This window comes from Gordonia ajococcus (assembly GCF_012974285.1).
GTDB lineage: Bacteria > Actinomycetota > Actinomycetes > Mycobacteriales > Mycobacteriaceae > Gordonia > Gordonia amicalis.
On record NZ_CP052884.1, the window covers coordinates 220,848 to 236,813 of the forward strand.

Below are 15,966 nucleotides of genomic sequence, written 5' to 3' on the forward strand. Positions count from 1 at the left end.
TCGGGTGCCGACGAGAGCAGTAGTCTGGAAACGATGTCTGAACTGAACACCGACGAGTCGCGCAGCACCGATCTGCCCGACGATTCGTCCCTCGAAACCCCCGGTTCGGTAGACGGAGCGACCGCCGACGCGAGCACTGCACCCTCGACCGGTCAGGCCACCCCCGGAGAGACCGCCGGTGACCTCACCGTCGATGAACTGCGTGACTGGCTGCGCGACTGGGTGTCGCAGTCGACCGGTGTGCCGGTCGGCCAGATCGACGTCGACCGGCCGATGGAAGAGCTGGGACTGTCCTCGCGCGATGCGGTGGCGCTCGCCGCCGACGTCGAGGACAAGACCGGGGTCATCCTGACCGCGACGGTGGTCTACAACCATCCGACGATCGCATCCCTGGCCCAGCGCATCATCGAGGGCGATCCCGACGAGGGCCTCGACGACACCGCCGACACGTTCTGGCGGCGTGATCGCAGCGCGGACGACGACATCGCGGTCGTCGGCTTGTCGACCCGTTTCCCCAAGTCCGGCACCACCCCGGAGTCGACCTGGGAGGCGCTCATCGGTGGCGTCGACGGCATCTCCGACCTGCCGGAGGGCCGCTGGACCGAGTTCACCTCCGATCCGCGTTTCGCCGAGATCCTGGAGTCGTCGAACATCAAGGGCGGCTACCTCGACGACGTGCGGTCGTTCGACGCCGACTTCTTCCAGATGAGTCCGCGTGAGGTCGAGATGGTCGACCCGCAGCAGCGGCTCGCCCTGGAACTCACCTGGGAGGCGCTCGAGCACGCGCACATCCCGCCGAGCGACCTCAAGGGTGCGCCGGTGGGAGTGTTCATCGGTACGTCGACCAACGACTATCAGCTGCTGGCGACCCTCGGCCTCGGTGAGGGCGCCGAGGACACCGCGGCCTACGCGCTGACCGGTACCTCCACGGCCATCGTCGCCAACCGCGTCTCCTACTTCTACGACTTCCGTGGACCGTCGATCGCGATCGACACCGCGTGTTCGTCGTCGCTCGTGGCGATCCACCAGGCGGTCCGCAGCCTGCGTACCGGCGAGTCCGACGTCGCCCTCGCCGGTGGCGTGAACATGCTGATCACGCCTGCTGCGACCCTCGGTTTCGACCGGATCGGCGCGCAGGCCAAGGACGGCCACATCAAGGCCTTCTCCGCCGACGCCGACGGCATGATCCGCGCCGAGGGCGGCGGTCTCGTCGTGCTCAAGCGGATGGCCGACGCCCGCCGCGACGGCGACGAGGCCCTCGCGGTCATCGCCGGTTCGGCCGTCAACTCCGACGGTCGATCGAACGGTCTGCCGGCCCCGAATCCCGAGGCCCAGGTCGAGGTGCTGCGCTCGGCCTACACCGACGCGTCGATCGATCCGCGCTCGGTGGACTATGTCGAGGCCCACGGCACCGGCACCATTCTGGGTGACCCGATCGAGGCGGACGCTCTCGGGCGCGTCGTCGGACGCGGCCGCGCCGCCGACAAGCCGATGCTCCTCGGTTCGGTCAAGACCAACTACGGCCACATGGAGTCGGCGGCCGGGGCCGGCGCGATCGCCAAGGTCGTGCTCGCGCTGAAGCACGGGGTCATTCCGGGTTCGCGCAACTACAGCGGCCCCAACCCGTACATCCAGTTCGACGCCAACAACCTCAAGGTGATCCCGGAGTCCACCGAGTGGCCCCGCTACTCGGGCCACGCCGTCGCCGGCGTCTCCGGCTTCGGCTTCGGCGGCACCAACGCGCACGTCGTCGTCCGCGAGGTGCTGCCGAGCGACCTGCAGCCGGAGGCGGCTCCGGTCGATGCCTCGGCTTCCGAACTCCCGGCCACCGAATCGTTGCCCGGGAACTCTTCGCTGGTTGAGCCGTCTTCTCCGCTGGTTGAGCCTGTCGAAACCGAGGACGAGTACCTGACCGAGGCGGAACGGGCCATCCTCGCCGCTCAGGCGTCGAACACCGAGCCGGCGGTCGAGGAGACCGCCGTCGATCCGGCCGAGGGTTTCGCACCGTGCGCGGTCGAGGGTTCGGTTGTGCCGCTGGTGATCTCCGGCTTCCTCCCGTCGCGGCGTCGCAAGACCGCGGCCGACCTGCTCGAGTGGCTCGAGTCCGACGAGGGGCGGGCGACCCCGCTCGCCGACATCGGTCGTGCCCTCGCACACCGCAACCACGGCCGCTCTCGGTCCGTCGTGATGGCCCGCTCGCACGAGGATGCCATCACCGGTGTCCGGGCGATCGCCGACGGCAAGGGCAATCCCCTCGTGTACTCGGCGGATTCGCCGGACGCCGCCTCGGCGGTCTGGCTGCTGTCGGGTTTCGGGTCACAGCACCGCAAGATGGCCAAGCAGCTCTACACCGAGAACCCGGTCTTCGCGAAGTACGTCGACCGCGTCGACGGGTACATCCAGAACGAACTGGGTTACTCGATCGCCGAGATGTTCCTCGACGACGAGCAGACCTACGGCATCGAGACCAGCCAGGTCGGCATCTACACCATCCAGGTCGCGCTGGCCGACACTCTCCGCCACCATGGTGCGGAACCCGGTGTGCTGGTGCCGCATTCGATGGGTGAGGCGTCGGCCTCCTACATCAGCGGCGGACTGTCGCTGGAGGACGCGACCCGCGTCATCTGCCAGCGTTCGCGCCTGATGGGCGAGGGCGAGTCGATGCTGCAAGGCGACGACATCCGCCTGATGGCGCTGGTCGAGTACAGCGCCGAGGACATCAACGACGTCCTCGTCGACTACCCCGACCTCGAGATCTGTGTCTACGCGGCACCGACGCACACCGTCATCGGCGGCCCGGAGGCGCAGGTCGACGCGATCGTCGAACGCGCCGAGGGCGAAGGCAAGCTCGGACGCAAGCTGGCCACGAAGGGCGCGAGCCACACCTCGCAGATGGACCCGATCCTGGGCGAGCTCGCCTACGAGCTCACCGGTATCGAGCCGCAGCGCCTCACCACCGGTTTCTACAGCTCGGTCGACCGCGAGGTGTTCTACCGTGCGGGACACGGGCCGGTCCACACCATCGACTACTTCCTCAAGGGTCTGCGCCACAGCGTGTGGTTCAGTCAGGCCATCTCGAAGGCCGTGGAGAACGGTCACCGCACCTTCCTGGAGCTGTCGCCGAATCCGGCGGTCCTGATCTCCGTTGCGGCCGTGACCTTCTCGGCCGGCCTGCACGACGCCGAGCTCATCGAGACGCTGCGTCGCAAGGAGGACGAGAGCTTCGGCCTGGTCAACGCGCTGATGAAGCTGTACGTGCACGGCCACCCGGTCGACGTCGCGTCGCTGTTCGGCACCGGCGACTATGCGGCGGTCCCGCGAACCCGCTTCGAGCGCAAGGAGTTCTGGCTCAAGGCGCAGATCTCCTCGGGCGGCTCGGCCGGCTCCGTCCCGGGTTCGCATGTCGCGCTGCCCGACGGACGCCACGCGTGGGAGGTCAACGCCGCAGCCGTCACCGACCTGCGTGCGCTGGTGCACGCCGCCGCCGCTCAGGTGCTGACCAACGCCTCCGTCGGTGCGGCGGTCTCGCACGGCGAGATGCCCACGACCGGCACCGTCACCACCACGCTGAGCCCGCATCCGGGCGGCGCGTCGGTGAGCGTGCACGTCAAGGCGGACAAGAACTTCCGTCTGCTCTTCGAAGCCGTCGTGACCGGCGACCTCGACGAGGCCGCGGGTTCGGTGTCCACCGCGCCGGCGGCGTCCACGGAGTCCGGTCCGGCCGGCTTCGCCGACGACAAGGTGGTCGTCGAGGACGAGGTCGTCGACGACATCGGCAACAGGTGGAATCCGGATTCCGGTGAGAGCGTGGGGGATCGCCTCGCGATCATCGTCGGCGAGTCGATGGGTTACGACCCCGAGGACCTGCCGCGCGAGATCCCGCTGATCGAGCTGGGCCTCGATTCGCTGATGGCCGTGCGGATCAAGAACCGCGTCGAGTACGAGTTCGACATCCCGCAGCTGCAGCTGCAGGCGATGCGCCAGGCGAACCTGGCCGATGTCCAGAAGTTCGTCGAGTTCGCGGTCACCCATCGCGACCAGCTCGACGACCTCGCCGAGAACGCTTCCGGCGGAGGTGAACTCGACACCGCAGCGCTCAACGCCTACATCGACGAGCAGAACGCCAAGGACGAGGCCCCCGTGCCGGCCACCGAGGAGTCCCCGGAACCGAAGCAAGAGGTCGCCGAGGACGTCGCGGACGTGGAGGTCGCGGTCGCGACCTCACCCGGCACCAATCCCGAACCGGTGAAGGCGCCCACCGACATCACCTCGCAGAAGGCGGTCGCGGAGGCCGCCGGTTCGGATGTCCCGCCGCGCGATGCGGCCGAGCGGCTGACGTTCGGCACCTACGCGGTCGTGACCAAGAAGTCCGCCGGCGGCATCTTCAACAAGCTGCCGGTGCTGTCGGAGGAACTGGCCCAGCAGCTGACCGATCGTCTCAACGAGCGGACCGGTGGCGACATCGACGTCGAGGACATCCTCGACTCGGAGACCATCGAGGAGATGTCGAACTACGTTCGCGATCACCTCGATGCCGGGGCGTCGACCGACGGATTCCTGCGCTACCTGCGTCTGGTTCCCGAGGGCAAGAAGGTCTACGACCCGTCCGCGGGCGACCCGACCCCGATCCTGCTCTTCCACCCCGCGGGCGGCAACACCTCGGCCTACGAGGCACTGCTCAAGCGCCTGCCCGACGACCAGCCGGTCATCGGTTTCGACCGCGGTGTCGAGGGAACCATCGAAGACCGTGTGCGCGAGTACATCCCGCGTCTGCGTGAACTCCAGCCGCACGGCCCGTACGTGCTCGTGGGCTGGTCGTTCGGCGGTGCCCTCGCCTACGGCGTCGCCCAGGTTCTCCGGGAAGCCGGTGAGGACGTGGCCTTCGTCGGTCTCATCGACGTCGTGCGTCCGCGTGAGGACATGACCGAGACGCCGGAGACCAAGCGGGCCCGCCTGGAACGGTGGAAGGACTTCGCGATCCGCAACTACGACCTCGACCCGGATGTGCCGATCCCGATGGAGCGGCTCGTCGAGACCGACGACGAGGGACAGTTCGCGATCATCATGGAGATGATGTCGATGTCGGGCACCAAGATCCCCGGCGGCATCATCGAACACCAGCGGACCTCGTTCATCGAGAACCGGGTGCTCAGCAACATCGCGCCGGAACCCTACGACGGCAAGGTCGTGCTGTACCGCGCGGACAAGATGCATGCGGGTGCGATCGAGCTGGAACCGCAGTGGGCCGAGATCGACGAGGACGGCCGGTGGGGTGAGGTCGTCGACGACCTGGAGATCATCCACATCGGCGGCGACCACCTGTCGATCGTCGACGAGCCCTACATCGCCAAGATCGGCGCAGATCTGGCCACGCGTCTCGGCGAGCTTGGTAAGAAGTAGTTTCAACGAGACATCGTGGTCGCGTAGAAAGTGAAGGACCGTGACTGACACCACCGCAGGCAAGCTCGCCGACCTCCGGCAGAAACTGAAGGCTGCTCGCGAACCGGGAGGGGAGAAGGCACTCGCCAAGCGTGCCGCGAAGGGGATCTGCTCCCCACGCGAACGTCTGGCGATGCTGTTCGACCCGGGGACGTTCGTCGAGATCGGCGCGCTCGCCAAGATGCCGGGTGCCGCGGAGAGCGGCTACGGCGACGGTGTGGTCACCGGCCACGGCCTCGTTCACGGTCGCCCCGTCGCTGCGTTCTCGCACGACCAGAACGTCTTCGGCGGCACCGTCGGCGAGATTTTCGGCCGCAAGGTGGCCTCGCTGATGGAGTGGGCGGGCAAGATCGGCTGCCCGATGGTCGGCATCAACGACTCGGCCGGCGCCCGTATCCAGGACGCGGTCACCTCGCTCGCCTGGTACGCCGAGATGGGTCGCCGCAACGACCTGCTCTCCGGTCTCGCCCCGCAGATCTCGGTCATCCTCGGCAAGTGTGCGGGCGGTGCCGTGTACACCCCCGCCAACACCGACATCCTCGTCGCCGTCGAGGACAAGTCGTACATGTTCGTCACCGGCCCTGATGTGCTCAAGCAGGTCAACGGCGAGGAGATCTCCGCCGAGGACCTGGGCAGCGCGCACAACCAGGCCCGCTGGGGCAACATCCACCACATCGCGCCCGACGAGAAGGGCGCCTTCGAGTGGGTCCGCGAGTACCTGCAGTACATGCCGTCGAGCGCGTATGAGGAACCGCCGGTGATCAATCCGGGCCTCGAGCCGGAGATCACCGAGTCGGACCTGTCGCTCAACGACTTCATGCCGGACAACGACAACGCCGGTTATGACATGAAGGACATCATCATCCGGCTGTTCGACGACGGTGCCTTCCACGAGGTGGGAGAACTGTTCGCGCCCAACATCATCACCGGGTACGCGCGCGTCGACGGCCGCTCGGTGGGCATCGTGGCCAACCAGCCGAGCGTCATGTCCGGTGTGCTGGACACCGATTCGTCGGAGAAGGCAACGCGTTTCGTCCGGATCTGCAACGCCTACAACATCCCGCTGGTCTTCCTGGTGGACACCCCGGGCATCCTCCCCGGCCTGGCCGAGGAGCAGAAGGGCACCATCCGGCGGTCCGGACGCTTCCTCTACGCCTACGTGGAGGCCGACGTACCCAAGGTCACCGTCGTGCTGCGCAAGGCCTACGGCGGCGCCTACGCGGTGATGGGCTCCAAGCACCTCGGTGCCGACATCAACTTCGCGTGGCCGACCGCCAAGATCGCCGTCATGGGCGCCGAATCGGCGGCCGCGGTGCTGACCCGTCGTCAGACCGAGGGACTCTCGGCCGCGGAGGCCGACAAGGTCCGCCGCGAGTTCATCGACTTCTACAACACGATGATGGCCACGCCCTACCTCGCGGCCGAACGCGGCTACGTCGACGCGGTCATCGAGCCCGCCGAGACCCGGCTGCAACTCCGGAAGGCCTTGGCGCAGTTGCGCGACAAGCAGGTCCTCAAGACCCCGCGCAAGCACTTACTGATGCCGATCTAGCGCAGGCCCACCCCTTTTCGGCAAACCCAGCACCTCTCGGGGTGCTGGGTTTGCCCATTTGTGGTGGATCTACGGACCCCTAGTTGCCGATCGCCCGCATCGGGCCCGGCGTCCAGAGCCCGTTGTGGGTCTCGGTGGACAGGGTCAGCTCGGCGTCGGTCTGCGGCAGGATCGGGGTGAGGGCCTGGAGCGAGCCCCAGTCCTTCGCCCAGTCGTTGCGCAGATACGACGGGTAGACGCGACCGCGCATCTCGTTCTCGATGATGCCCAGCGGACCACCGGCGTCGCCGGACATCCAGCGCTGCGAGTTCACCCGCTCGCCCTCACGGTCCGGGGAGATCCGCCAGGCCGGTGTCTCGAGGACGCCGTGCTTGACCTGAGCCGGCCGCTGGCACGGGAACGCGAGTCCGGCCTCCCAGTCGATGAGGACCGGATCCTCGCTGCCCACGAGCGAATCGAGCGTCTCCATCGACGAGACCCGCGGCGGCGTCACCGCGAGCCACTGATCGCGCAGCGGCGAGGTGTCCTCGGCGAGCACCCGGACGACCGTGGCGCCCGGAGGTGCCTGGTCCAGCGGGAAGCGCAGGTTGCGCCACTCGGGAGCGCCGCCGATGTCCAGCGGGACCATCTGGCCGGCGGGGGCGACCGTGCCGTCCGGCGCGACGCGGCCGAACTGCAGCCTGACCTTCTGGCCCGGCCGGACCACCGCGAGGTCGTCGATGTACTCGACGTAACCCGCGACGGACATGGTGATCAGCGGCTGGTCGTCGGAACGCTTCCCGGGCAGCTGATACCACTCGGAGGTGAGGCTGCCGGTTCCGGTGGGGGAGTTGTAGGTACCCAGCACCGGGGTCTTGGCCGGTGACAGTCCGAACGGCAGCTTCACCGTCGAACCGTTGACGCCCGCCTGAGCGGTGCGTCCGCCACTGGTGTCGCTCGACGCCGTGGTGTCGTCGGAGCTGCTGCTGCTGTCCTCGGTCGGATCGGACTGTGTGCGATCGACTTCGGCGGTCGACGTGCCGGCGGAGTCGTCGGACTCTGCCTCGGTGTCCTCGGAGAGGTCCGAGGCGACGCCGTTGGGATCGAAGCCCACCGCGCCGGCGCCCGTGAGTGCGGAACCGGGCGACGGGTTGTTCTGTCCGGCAACGCGTGCCGGAGCCAGTAGCCCGGCGGTCGGATCGCCCTCCACCAGCACGGCGTCGGCGAGCGCACACGGCTCACCCTTCAGGGCGTTCACGTTGGAACTGAGCCACGACCATGAATTGCGCTGCGTCCAGTCGGCTTTCGCGAACGAGACCAGGGTGAAGCCCAGCATGATGGTCGACACGACGATGATCGACGGGCTGCGCAGGCGCGCGAACAGCGACGTCGACGCACCCGCGCGGACGGTCTCGTCGACGTAGTCGTCGCGGAAGTGCTGCCACAGGCCCAGCAGCGTCAATGCGACGGCAACGGCGAGGATGCCGGTCCACAGCGGGATTCCCTTGACGTCGGGAACCGCGTCGCGCCAAGGGATTCCGTAGCTGCCGACGTACCACCACTGGTTGCGTCCGGAGAACGCCAGCGCGAGGACGTAGGCGCAGGCGGCGGCGAACAGCGTGCGGTTGCGGCGGCGCCGCATGATCGTCCGGTCCGCGCAGGCGGTGGCCACCGCGGCCAGCGCACCGCCGATTGCCGCATACACACCCATCTGGTGGGTCCACTTGGTCGGCAGGAACGCCATAAGGACCGCCGACCCGGCCACCATTGCGAGCAGGCGCCAGGTGGGCGCGGTGGCGATCCCGGGCAGCCGTCGGCGGTTGAGCAGCATGATCACCACGAGGATGAAGCAGGTGAACACGATCAGGACGCCGAATCGCCGCGCGATGCCGCCGTCGGCGGTCGGGTTCATCAGCATGTAGTAGCGCATCGGCTCTTCCCACCACTTGTTGGTGGGACCGACCTGGCCGTTGACCGACACCGCTTCCAGGATCGGTGCGAGCGGCTGGTCGGCGAAGATCTCGAACATCACTGCCAGACCGGCGGCCAGGATCGGGAGCAGCAGGGGCAGGACGCCGTCGCGCTTGCGGCGCACCACGAACCGCTTGAGCAGCGGGCGGATACCGGCGACGAGTGCGATCGCCGCGATGACGCCGGTGGGATGGATCGTCAGCGTGAACGCCGCCAAGATGATGGCGACGGTCAGCGGGAAGAACCGGCCGGTGGCGATGGCGCGTTCGACGCAGACCCACGTGAAGAGAGTGCCGAGCGCGATCAGCGGTTCGACGCGCAGGCCGTTGTTGTAGGGCATCCACACGGCGAGGAAGACCAGCGCGGCTGCCCAGATCGCGGGTGTTGATTCGCGGACCGCACGTCCCAGCCGGGGGATCGCGGCACGGGAGATCAGCCACCACGACGCCATGGCGAATCCGAAGGGCAGCAGGCGGAGCCACGGAGTGGCGGTGCTGATGTCCATCCAGACCGACAGGTACTGGTAGTGCCAGCCGAACGGATCCTGCGGCACACCGAAGTAGCGGTAGTAGTTGTCGAGATAGCCGGCCTCCCGGGCGATCCGGCCCACCGTCACCTGATATCCGTCGTCGGCGGTGTTACCGCCGACGAACAACCAGATCAGCAGGATGAGGGCAACGAACCCGTCGACCGGACGCACTCGCCACCAACCGGCCGGGAAGACCTTGTGGTGTCCACGCGCATCCCGGGCGTCGAGGACGGCGAGGGCGACGAGCGACAGGATGGTCGACGCCACGCCCAGCACCAGCAGCCAGAACTTGAGAGTCGTGGGGGTGGAGACGAATCGGGTGTCGATGGTCGACCGGAAGGACAGGCCCTCGGTGGACACATTCGACGGGAGCCCCGAGTAGACGCCGATGATCTGGGGCCGTGCGTTCGGGTCCTTGAGGTCGAACTCGTGGATCGCACCCTCGGCCTCGGGCACGCCCTGGATGGAGCCGCGACTGCCGTCGGTGTCGGCGTCGACGACGATGCGGCAGCCGGGGGCGTTCTGAGCCGCGGCACGAGGAGTGTTGAGCAGGACCACATTTCGTTGAACGACCTGCAGGTTGTCGGCGGTGGCCCGGATGAACAGGCCGACCTTTCCGGCTTCCGCACCCCCCTCGGGCACCGTGGACAGCAGGACGCCGCCGTCGCGCGGGAGCGACGCACCCAGCGCACAGGGGACGGAGACCTCCATCGACACCGGCACGAACGACACGCTCGGTGCCGCGACGTTGGCGACCGAACCCTGTTGCGGCCAGGCGAGCTCGGACTTCGTGTAGTCGACGGGCAGGAACGGGCTCAGCAGCGCCAGCAGGATGCCGAGTGCACCCGCCGCCATCGCGACGATGCGGGCCTTCCCGGCGTGACGCTCGGAGAAACTGTCCCGGCGTTCGGTCACAGGTGGGTCGTCGTGTTCCGTCTCGACGGGAACGTCAACGCGGTCAGTCATCTTCGGGCACCACCCTGATCGGGCCGGGTCGTGACCAACCCCAGTTGGTCGACGAACCGGTCATCACGTCCGCGGGCCGCGCCTGCGGCACCAGCGGGTTGAGTCGCTGCAGGTTGCCCCACTCGCGATACCAGTCGTTGTCGAGATATGTCGCCACCGTCGACGGCCGGGTCAGCGCCTCGACCGTCGTCAGCAGGCCGCCGTCCTCGGTGGCCATCCAGGTCTTGGACTGCGAGTTGGCAATCCACGACTCCGGCAGGATTCGCCAGTCGGGGATGTCGAACACACCCTCGTGGGCGGTCATCGGCCGCTGACACGGGAACCAGGCGCCGGCGGCGAAGTCGATGAGAACCGGATCGGTCGATCCGACCACCTGTTGCAGGGTCTCGAGGACCGGTGCACGCGGAGGCGTGATCGCCAGCCACTGGTCGGCGTCGAGGTTGTTGTCCTTGGCGACGATCCGCATCGCGGACGCGTCGGCGGGCACGCGGTCCATCGGGATGCGGAGGTTGCGCCACGGCCGGTTCGAACGTTCCGCGTCGATCGGGACCGCCGGTGCGCCGACCTGGACGAACTCGCCGTCGACCTCGCGACCGAACTCGACCTGGAGTGACTGTCCGAAGATCGGCACGCCGTCGCGATCGTAGGTGAACACGGCACCCGCGGCGGTGATGACGATCAGCGGCGAGGCAGCGCGGTCCGTCAGGCGGTACCACCCGGTGGTCAACGTGGCCTGTCCGTCGCTGGTCTCGTGACTGCCCATGACCGGGGTGGTCGCGGGGTCGAGGCCGTACGGGAGCGCGGCGGTGCTGCCGTTGACCCCGCGCGGGCCGACGCCGCCCGCGGTGCCGGGATTGGAGCCGTAGACGATGAAGGTCTTGGACAGGTCCGCCGAGGTGTTCATCGCGCCGGGCTTCTGGGCACCGGCCTGCGGTGTCAGATCGGGTTTCACGCCGTTCGGGCTGAAGCCGTGCGAGTCGCCCGCCAGCGTCTTGGACGCCGACTGGCCGGACGCCGGGGCGAGCGTCCCCTTGTTGGGGTCGGGTTCGACGAGAACGGCGTCGGCCATCGCACAGGTGTTGCCGCGCAGGGAGTCCAGGTTGGCCGACAGCACGGTGAACGTGTCGGCCCGGCTGACCGCGGCCTTGGCGAAGACCGCGAGTTCACAGGCGACGATGAGGACGGCGATCGCCGCGATCGGTGCCGAGGCGACCCCGATACGCCAGCCCGCGGGTGCGGCTCCCTTCTCGTGCGCCAGACCGGTCTCGTCGACGAAGTCCATGCGCAGGTGCTGCCAGATCGCGAACACCAGCGCGACGACGGCCAGCGCGAGCAGCACTGTGGAGACCTGCATGCCCGCGACGACCGGCGCCTTGTCGAACCAGGCGATGCCGAAGTCGTACGGCCAGGGCCACGCGTTCTTGCCGGCTGTCGCGGCGGCGCACGCCACCAGCAGTCCGGCGATCAGGATCGACAGGTTGCGCAGCGTTCGACGCGCGGCCTGGCCGATCGCGACACAGGCGACGGCGGCCAGTGCCGCGCCCAGACCGGCGAAGATGCCGAACTGGATCGTCCACTTGGTCGGGGTGAACGACAGCAGCAGGATCGTCAGCAGCGACGCACCCAGGACGCGCCACACCGCGCCGGGATCGATGCCATCGATTCGCTTGCGGCGCAACATGATCGCCAGCACGAGGAACATCGACACGGCGAACAGCAGCACCGGGATACGTCGTGCGAGCGCACCGTCGGTGTGGTTGACGGCCAGGAAGTAGTAGCGCAGCAGCTCCTGGTACCAGGCCAGCGTCGGCCCGACCGAATAGCGGATGCGGATCGCCTCGAACACCGTCGCGAGGGTCTGGTCGCGGAACACGACGATGACGACGAGCGCGCCGGCGCCGAGGACTGGTGCGAGTAGCGGCAGCAGGCCGTCCTCACGGCGTCGGCGGACGAGGATGCGCAGCATGGGTCGTGCGCTGGCGATCAACAGTGCCAGCGCGACCAGACCGTGCGGAGCCAGCGCCAGGGTCAGCAGCGCGGTGAGCGCGGCGAGTGCCGCGGGGAGTATGCGGCGCGTGGAGACCGTGACCTCCACCGCCCACCAGGTGAGCAGCGTGCCGAGCACGATGATGCCCTCGCTGCGCAGGCCCGAACACATCGGCAACCAGAACGCCAGGAACACCGCGGCGCCGGTCAGCATCGCCCACTGCGACCGCCGGACGGCGCGACCGAGACGAGGCAGCAGCACCCGGCTGAGGATGAACCACGCGGCGAGGCCGGCGATCAGCGACGGCAGGCGCATCCACAGGCCCGTGGTCGAGATCGTCGACCAGTAGGCGAGGAAGCTGTAGTACCAGTCGAACGGGGCTTCGGGAATGCCGTAGAAGCGGTAGTAGTCGGACAGGTAGCCCGCGTCCGCCGCGTTGCGGCCCATGTTGAGGATGTAGCCGTCATCGGGTGAGCCCGCGCCCAGGAAATGCCACACGACGAGCGTCAGGGTGACGCCGATGTCGGTGGGGGTGGGGCGGAGCGCCGAACGCAGACTCAGCCCGCGCCCGACTCGACGGTGATAGCCGTGGATTCGGTCCAGCCGGCCCACGGCGACCAGCGCGACGATCGCCGCGACGATCCCGACGATCATGACCAGCCACTTGATCACCGAGGGCGACGAGTCGAAGCGGTCGTCGATCTCGATCCGCACGTCGATGCCCGACGCCCGGACCTGCTCGGCGGTGAGGTCGGTGAAGACGCCGGCGATCTGCGGGTTCGACGAGGGTTCGGCCAGTCCGACGTCGCCGCCGCCGGCGGTCGCCGCACCCGGCGGCAGACCGACGAACTGGGCGCCCGTCGTGGTCGCGTCGGAGAAGATGCGCAGCTCGCTGCACGCGGACAGCGCGGAGCGTGGCGCCGATGCGAGGGTCTTGTTGCGGACCGTGACCGTGACGTTCGCGGCGTCGGCCACGACGAAGAGACCGTTCTCACGGGCCTTGGTGGCGTTCGCCGGCATCGTCGAGAGGACGTTGGTGGAGGCGTCGCCGGGGGTGGACGCGAGCACCGGGCACCCGACGGTGATCTGCAGATCACGCGCGGTCTGCGCGACCAGAGGTGCGGCGACCGATGCCGACTCCGGCTTCAGCTCCTGGCCCTGCGGCCATGTGATCGACGCCGTCGACGTGCTGACCGGCAGAAACGGGGTCAGGACACCGGCGACGACCGCGACCAGCCCGGCGACCGCGGCCACGATCGCCACAGTGCGGGAGGAGCGGTCGGAAGGATGCGCTGCAGGGGTATCGGCGCCGACGGCGGGCTCGTCTGTTTCGGACACTCCAGGCGACTTTGGCACAGGCGCATCGTAGTCAGCGATGCTGTGACAAACCCAAATCGTCCCGCTCCCTGAGTGGCCCCGGAGCTTGCGGAGCGGCGGCGTGGTGCTCCCTGAGTAGCCCCGGAGCTTGCGGAGGGGCGTATCGAAGGGTCAGGCGAACCGCGCGAGAATCGAGTGAACGGCCTGGGTGACGGTCATCCGGTCATAGGTCTGGACGAACTCGAAGGTGCGCTCCAGGTCGGGTCCGGCGTCGTGCTGGTCGCGAGCGGAGAGCAGGGCCGCGAAGTGCGGACCGAGAACCGCGACGTTCCATTCGTTGATCAGGTCGTCCTCGGGATCGAGGGGCGCGCGATGCACGTTGCCGTCGCGGACGTCGGGCAGTCCGACCCCGTAGACACCGGCCAGGCCGGTCTTCTCCGACATCTCCCGCCACCGCTTGGCGGTGCGTGGGGTGAAGTGTTCGGCGTACTGGAAGGTGCCCAGGACGATGGCGGCGCCGCCGATCGCAGCCTGGTGTTCCAGCGCCTTGCTCATCTCGATGAGCAGCCGCTTGTTGCCCATCCGCGGTTCGATCGAGCTCGAGGCGATCCGATACGGGGTCGACTTGTCCGGGTCTGGGGTCGTCCACACCGGCATCTCGGGCAGCGGCACGATGGTCCGCGACGCCAGTACGGACGGGTCGGACACCGGCGGGTACAGATCGCCGATACCGAACGCAGCACCCATCGTCTGAGCGGTCACGCGGGACTGCTCGTCGTCGACGCCCTCGGCGATCACCACGGCATGACTGCGCTCGGTGTGCGCGGCCAGCGCGTGCGCGAGTTGGGCGGAATCGGCGGTCGCCTGCTTGGCGAGCAGTTCGGCGCCGGTCACGATGATGTCGGGTTCGACGAGCGAGAGCAGGGTGGCGGCGTGCTCGCTGCGGACCAGGCCGTCGACGCAGATGATCTTGCCGGCGTCCCGCGCCCGGGCGACCCGGGCGAGGGTGCGTTGTGGGCTGCGCTCGACGGCATCCGGCAAGACCACCATCACATGGCGCTCGAGCGTGCGCGTCGTCTCGTCGTCGAGATTGTCGATCAGTTCGAGGTCGAGATTGACCAGCAGCGGGAGGATCTTCGCCAGCGACTGTGCGCGCGGGTCGGCAGCCATCTTGCGTTTGCGTTCGTCCAGGACCGGATGTTCCTCGACGAGTCGCGCGGCCCGCTTGAGGGCGGCGGCGGTGGCGAGTCGGGTCCCGGCGGGGCCACGAAGCTGCAGTTCGACGGCGGCCAACGCTCCGTCCGACAGCCGGCAGACCGGCGCGAACTGCATGTGGAGCTCCAGATCGTTGAACAGCGTGAATGATCGTGTATCAGCCACACGTACCTCCCCGTCAGAGCGAGGACGCCCCGATTGATCCGGTCGGACGCGCTGTCTTCACATCCTGTTCACGGCAAAAGCCTGTGCTCAGAGTAACAAAGCGTCGGTTCCCGGACGTGCGGCGATCACCGCGTCACGTCGAGAGTCGTTCGTGCAACGTGATCGGTTCGAGGGAGGAGAAACCGCGGCCGCGAACTGGGTGGTGTGGGCATTCGCGACCGCGGTTTCGGTGAGGGCCGGGGGACGGCCCTCACCGGGCTAGCGGATTTCTCGGTCAGCGCGCGGCATCGGCGGCTTCCTTCTCGCCACTGGCGCCGGCGTGGGTCAGCTCCCCGGTGTAGCTCTCGAGGTGGGCGCGGACGAACCACTGGAACTTCTCGAGTTCGGCGGTCTGCCCGATCAGGATGTCCTCGGTGATCGGGTCGATCTCGCCGATCTTCTCGATCGCGTCCCGGTGCGAGGTGATGAAACCGTCGTAGACGAGGTCGAGGGCACCGAGGTGTGCCTGCGCGGTGTCCCGTCCGATCGAGTAGTCACTCCACGAGCGGTCGGTCTCGATCGCCTTGGCCGTGCCCCGCGGCGACGATCCGAGCGTCGCGATGCGCTCGGCGACGGTGTCGGCGTAACCGCGCACCAGTTCCACCTGCGGATCGATCATCTCGTGGACGCCGATGAAGTTCGCGCCGACCACGTTCCAGTGGATGTGCTTGAGAGTGAGGTGCAGGTCGTTCAGCGCGCTGAGGCGCTCCTGCAGGATTCCGGCCACCTCGTCTGCCGATTCCGTACTGAGTCCTGGTGCCGTGAATTTACTCATGAACACGACGCTAGGTCCCGATCGCGGCCTGT

At 68.1% G+C, this 15,966-nt stretch carries 6 protein-coding genes; 2 read left to right on the forward strand and 4 right to left on the reverse strand.

Annotated features, from left to right (window positions below; genetic code table 11):
* The first annotated feature begins 33 nt into the window (after positions 1-33).
* Together pks13 and GAA2_RS00950 are read left to right on the forward strand one after the other, a co-directional pair.
* Entirely contained in the window at positions 34-5,400 is a 5,367-nt protein-coding gene (gene pks13, locus GAA2_RS00945; protein WP_191834658.1) for a polyketide synthase Pks13, read from the forward strand.
* A gap of 40 nt (positions 5,401-5,440) precedes the next feature.
* Positions 5,441-6,991, forward strand: coding sequence for an acyl-CoA carboxylase subunit beta (locus GAA2_RS00950; protein WP_006438287.1), 1,551 nt, complete (start codon positions 5,441-5,443; stop codon positions 6,989-6,991).
* 79 nt (positions 6,992-7,070) lie between these two features.
* Here GAA2_RS00950 and GAA2_RS00955 read toward each other — a convergent pair whose 3' ends face one another.
* The 4 genes from GAA2_RS00955 to GAA2_RS00970 all read right to left on the reverse strand — a co-directional run bounded on the left by GAA2_RS00955 (position 7,071) and on the right by GAA2_RS00970 (position 15,934).
* Positions 7,071-10,436, reverse strand: coding sequence for an arabinosyltransferase domain-containing protein (locus tag GAA2_RS00955; protein ID WP_006438288.1), 3,366 nt, complete (start codon positions 10,434-10,436; stop codon positions 7,071-7,073).
* Positions 10,429-13,686 carry an arabinosyltransferase domain-containing protein gene (locus GAA2_RS00960; RefSeq protein WP_191834963.1) on the reverse strand — a complete coding sequence of 1,086 codons (3,258 nt, stop codon included), beginning with the start codon at positions 13,684-13,686 and terminating at the stop codon, positions 10,429-10,431. The genes GAA2_RS00955 and GAA2_RS00960 overlap by 8 nt, the downstream gene beginning before the upstream one ends.
* A 225-nt stretch (positions 13,687-13,911) precedes the next feature.
* On the reverse strand, positions 13,912-15,120 hold the full coding sequence (locus GAA2_RS00965; RefSeq protein WP_024498793.1) for a DICT sensory domain-containing protein: 1,209 nt from the start codon (positions 15,118-15,120) through the stop codon (positions 13,912-13,914).
* Positions 15,121-15,394: 274 nt separating this feature from the next.
* The gene (locus tag GAA2_RS00970) at positions 15,395-15,934 is read right to left on the reverse strand and encodes a Dps family protein (protein ID WP_024498792.1); all 540 of its coding nucleotides are present in this window, start codon (positions 15,932-15,934) and stop codon (positions 15,395-15,397) included.
* Positions 15,935-15,966: the final 32 nt, after the last annotated feature.

Excerpts from the sequence above, each read along its gene's own strand:
- pks13 (WP_191834658.1), top strand. The coding sequence starts at position 34 with ATGTCTGAACTGAACACCGACGAGTCGCGCAGCACCGATCTGCCCGAC.
- GAA2_RS00955 (WP_006438288.1), bottom strand. The coding sequence starts at position 10,436 with ATGACTGACCGCGTTGACGTTCCCGTCGAGACGGAACACGACGACCCA.
- GAA2_RS00970 (WP_024498792.1), bottom strand. The coding sequence starts at position 15,934 with ATGAGTAAATTCACGGCACCAGGACTCAGTACGGAATCGGCAGACGAG.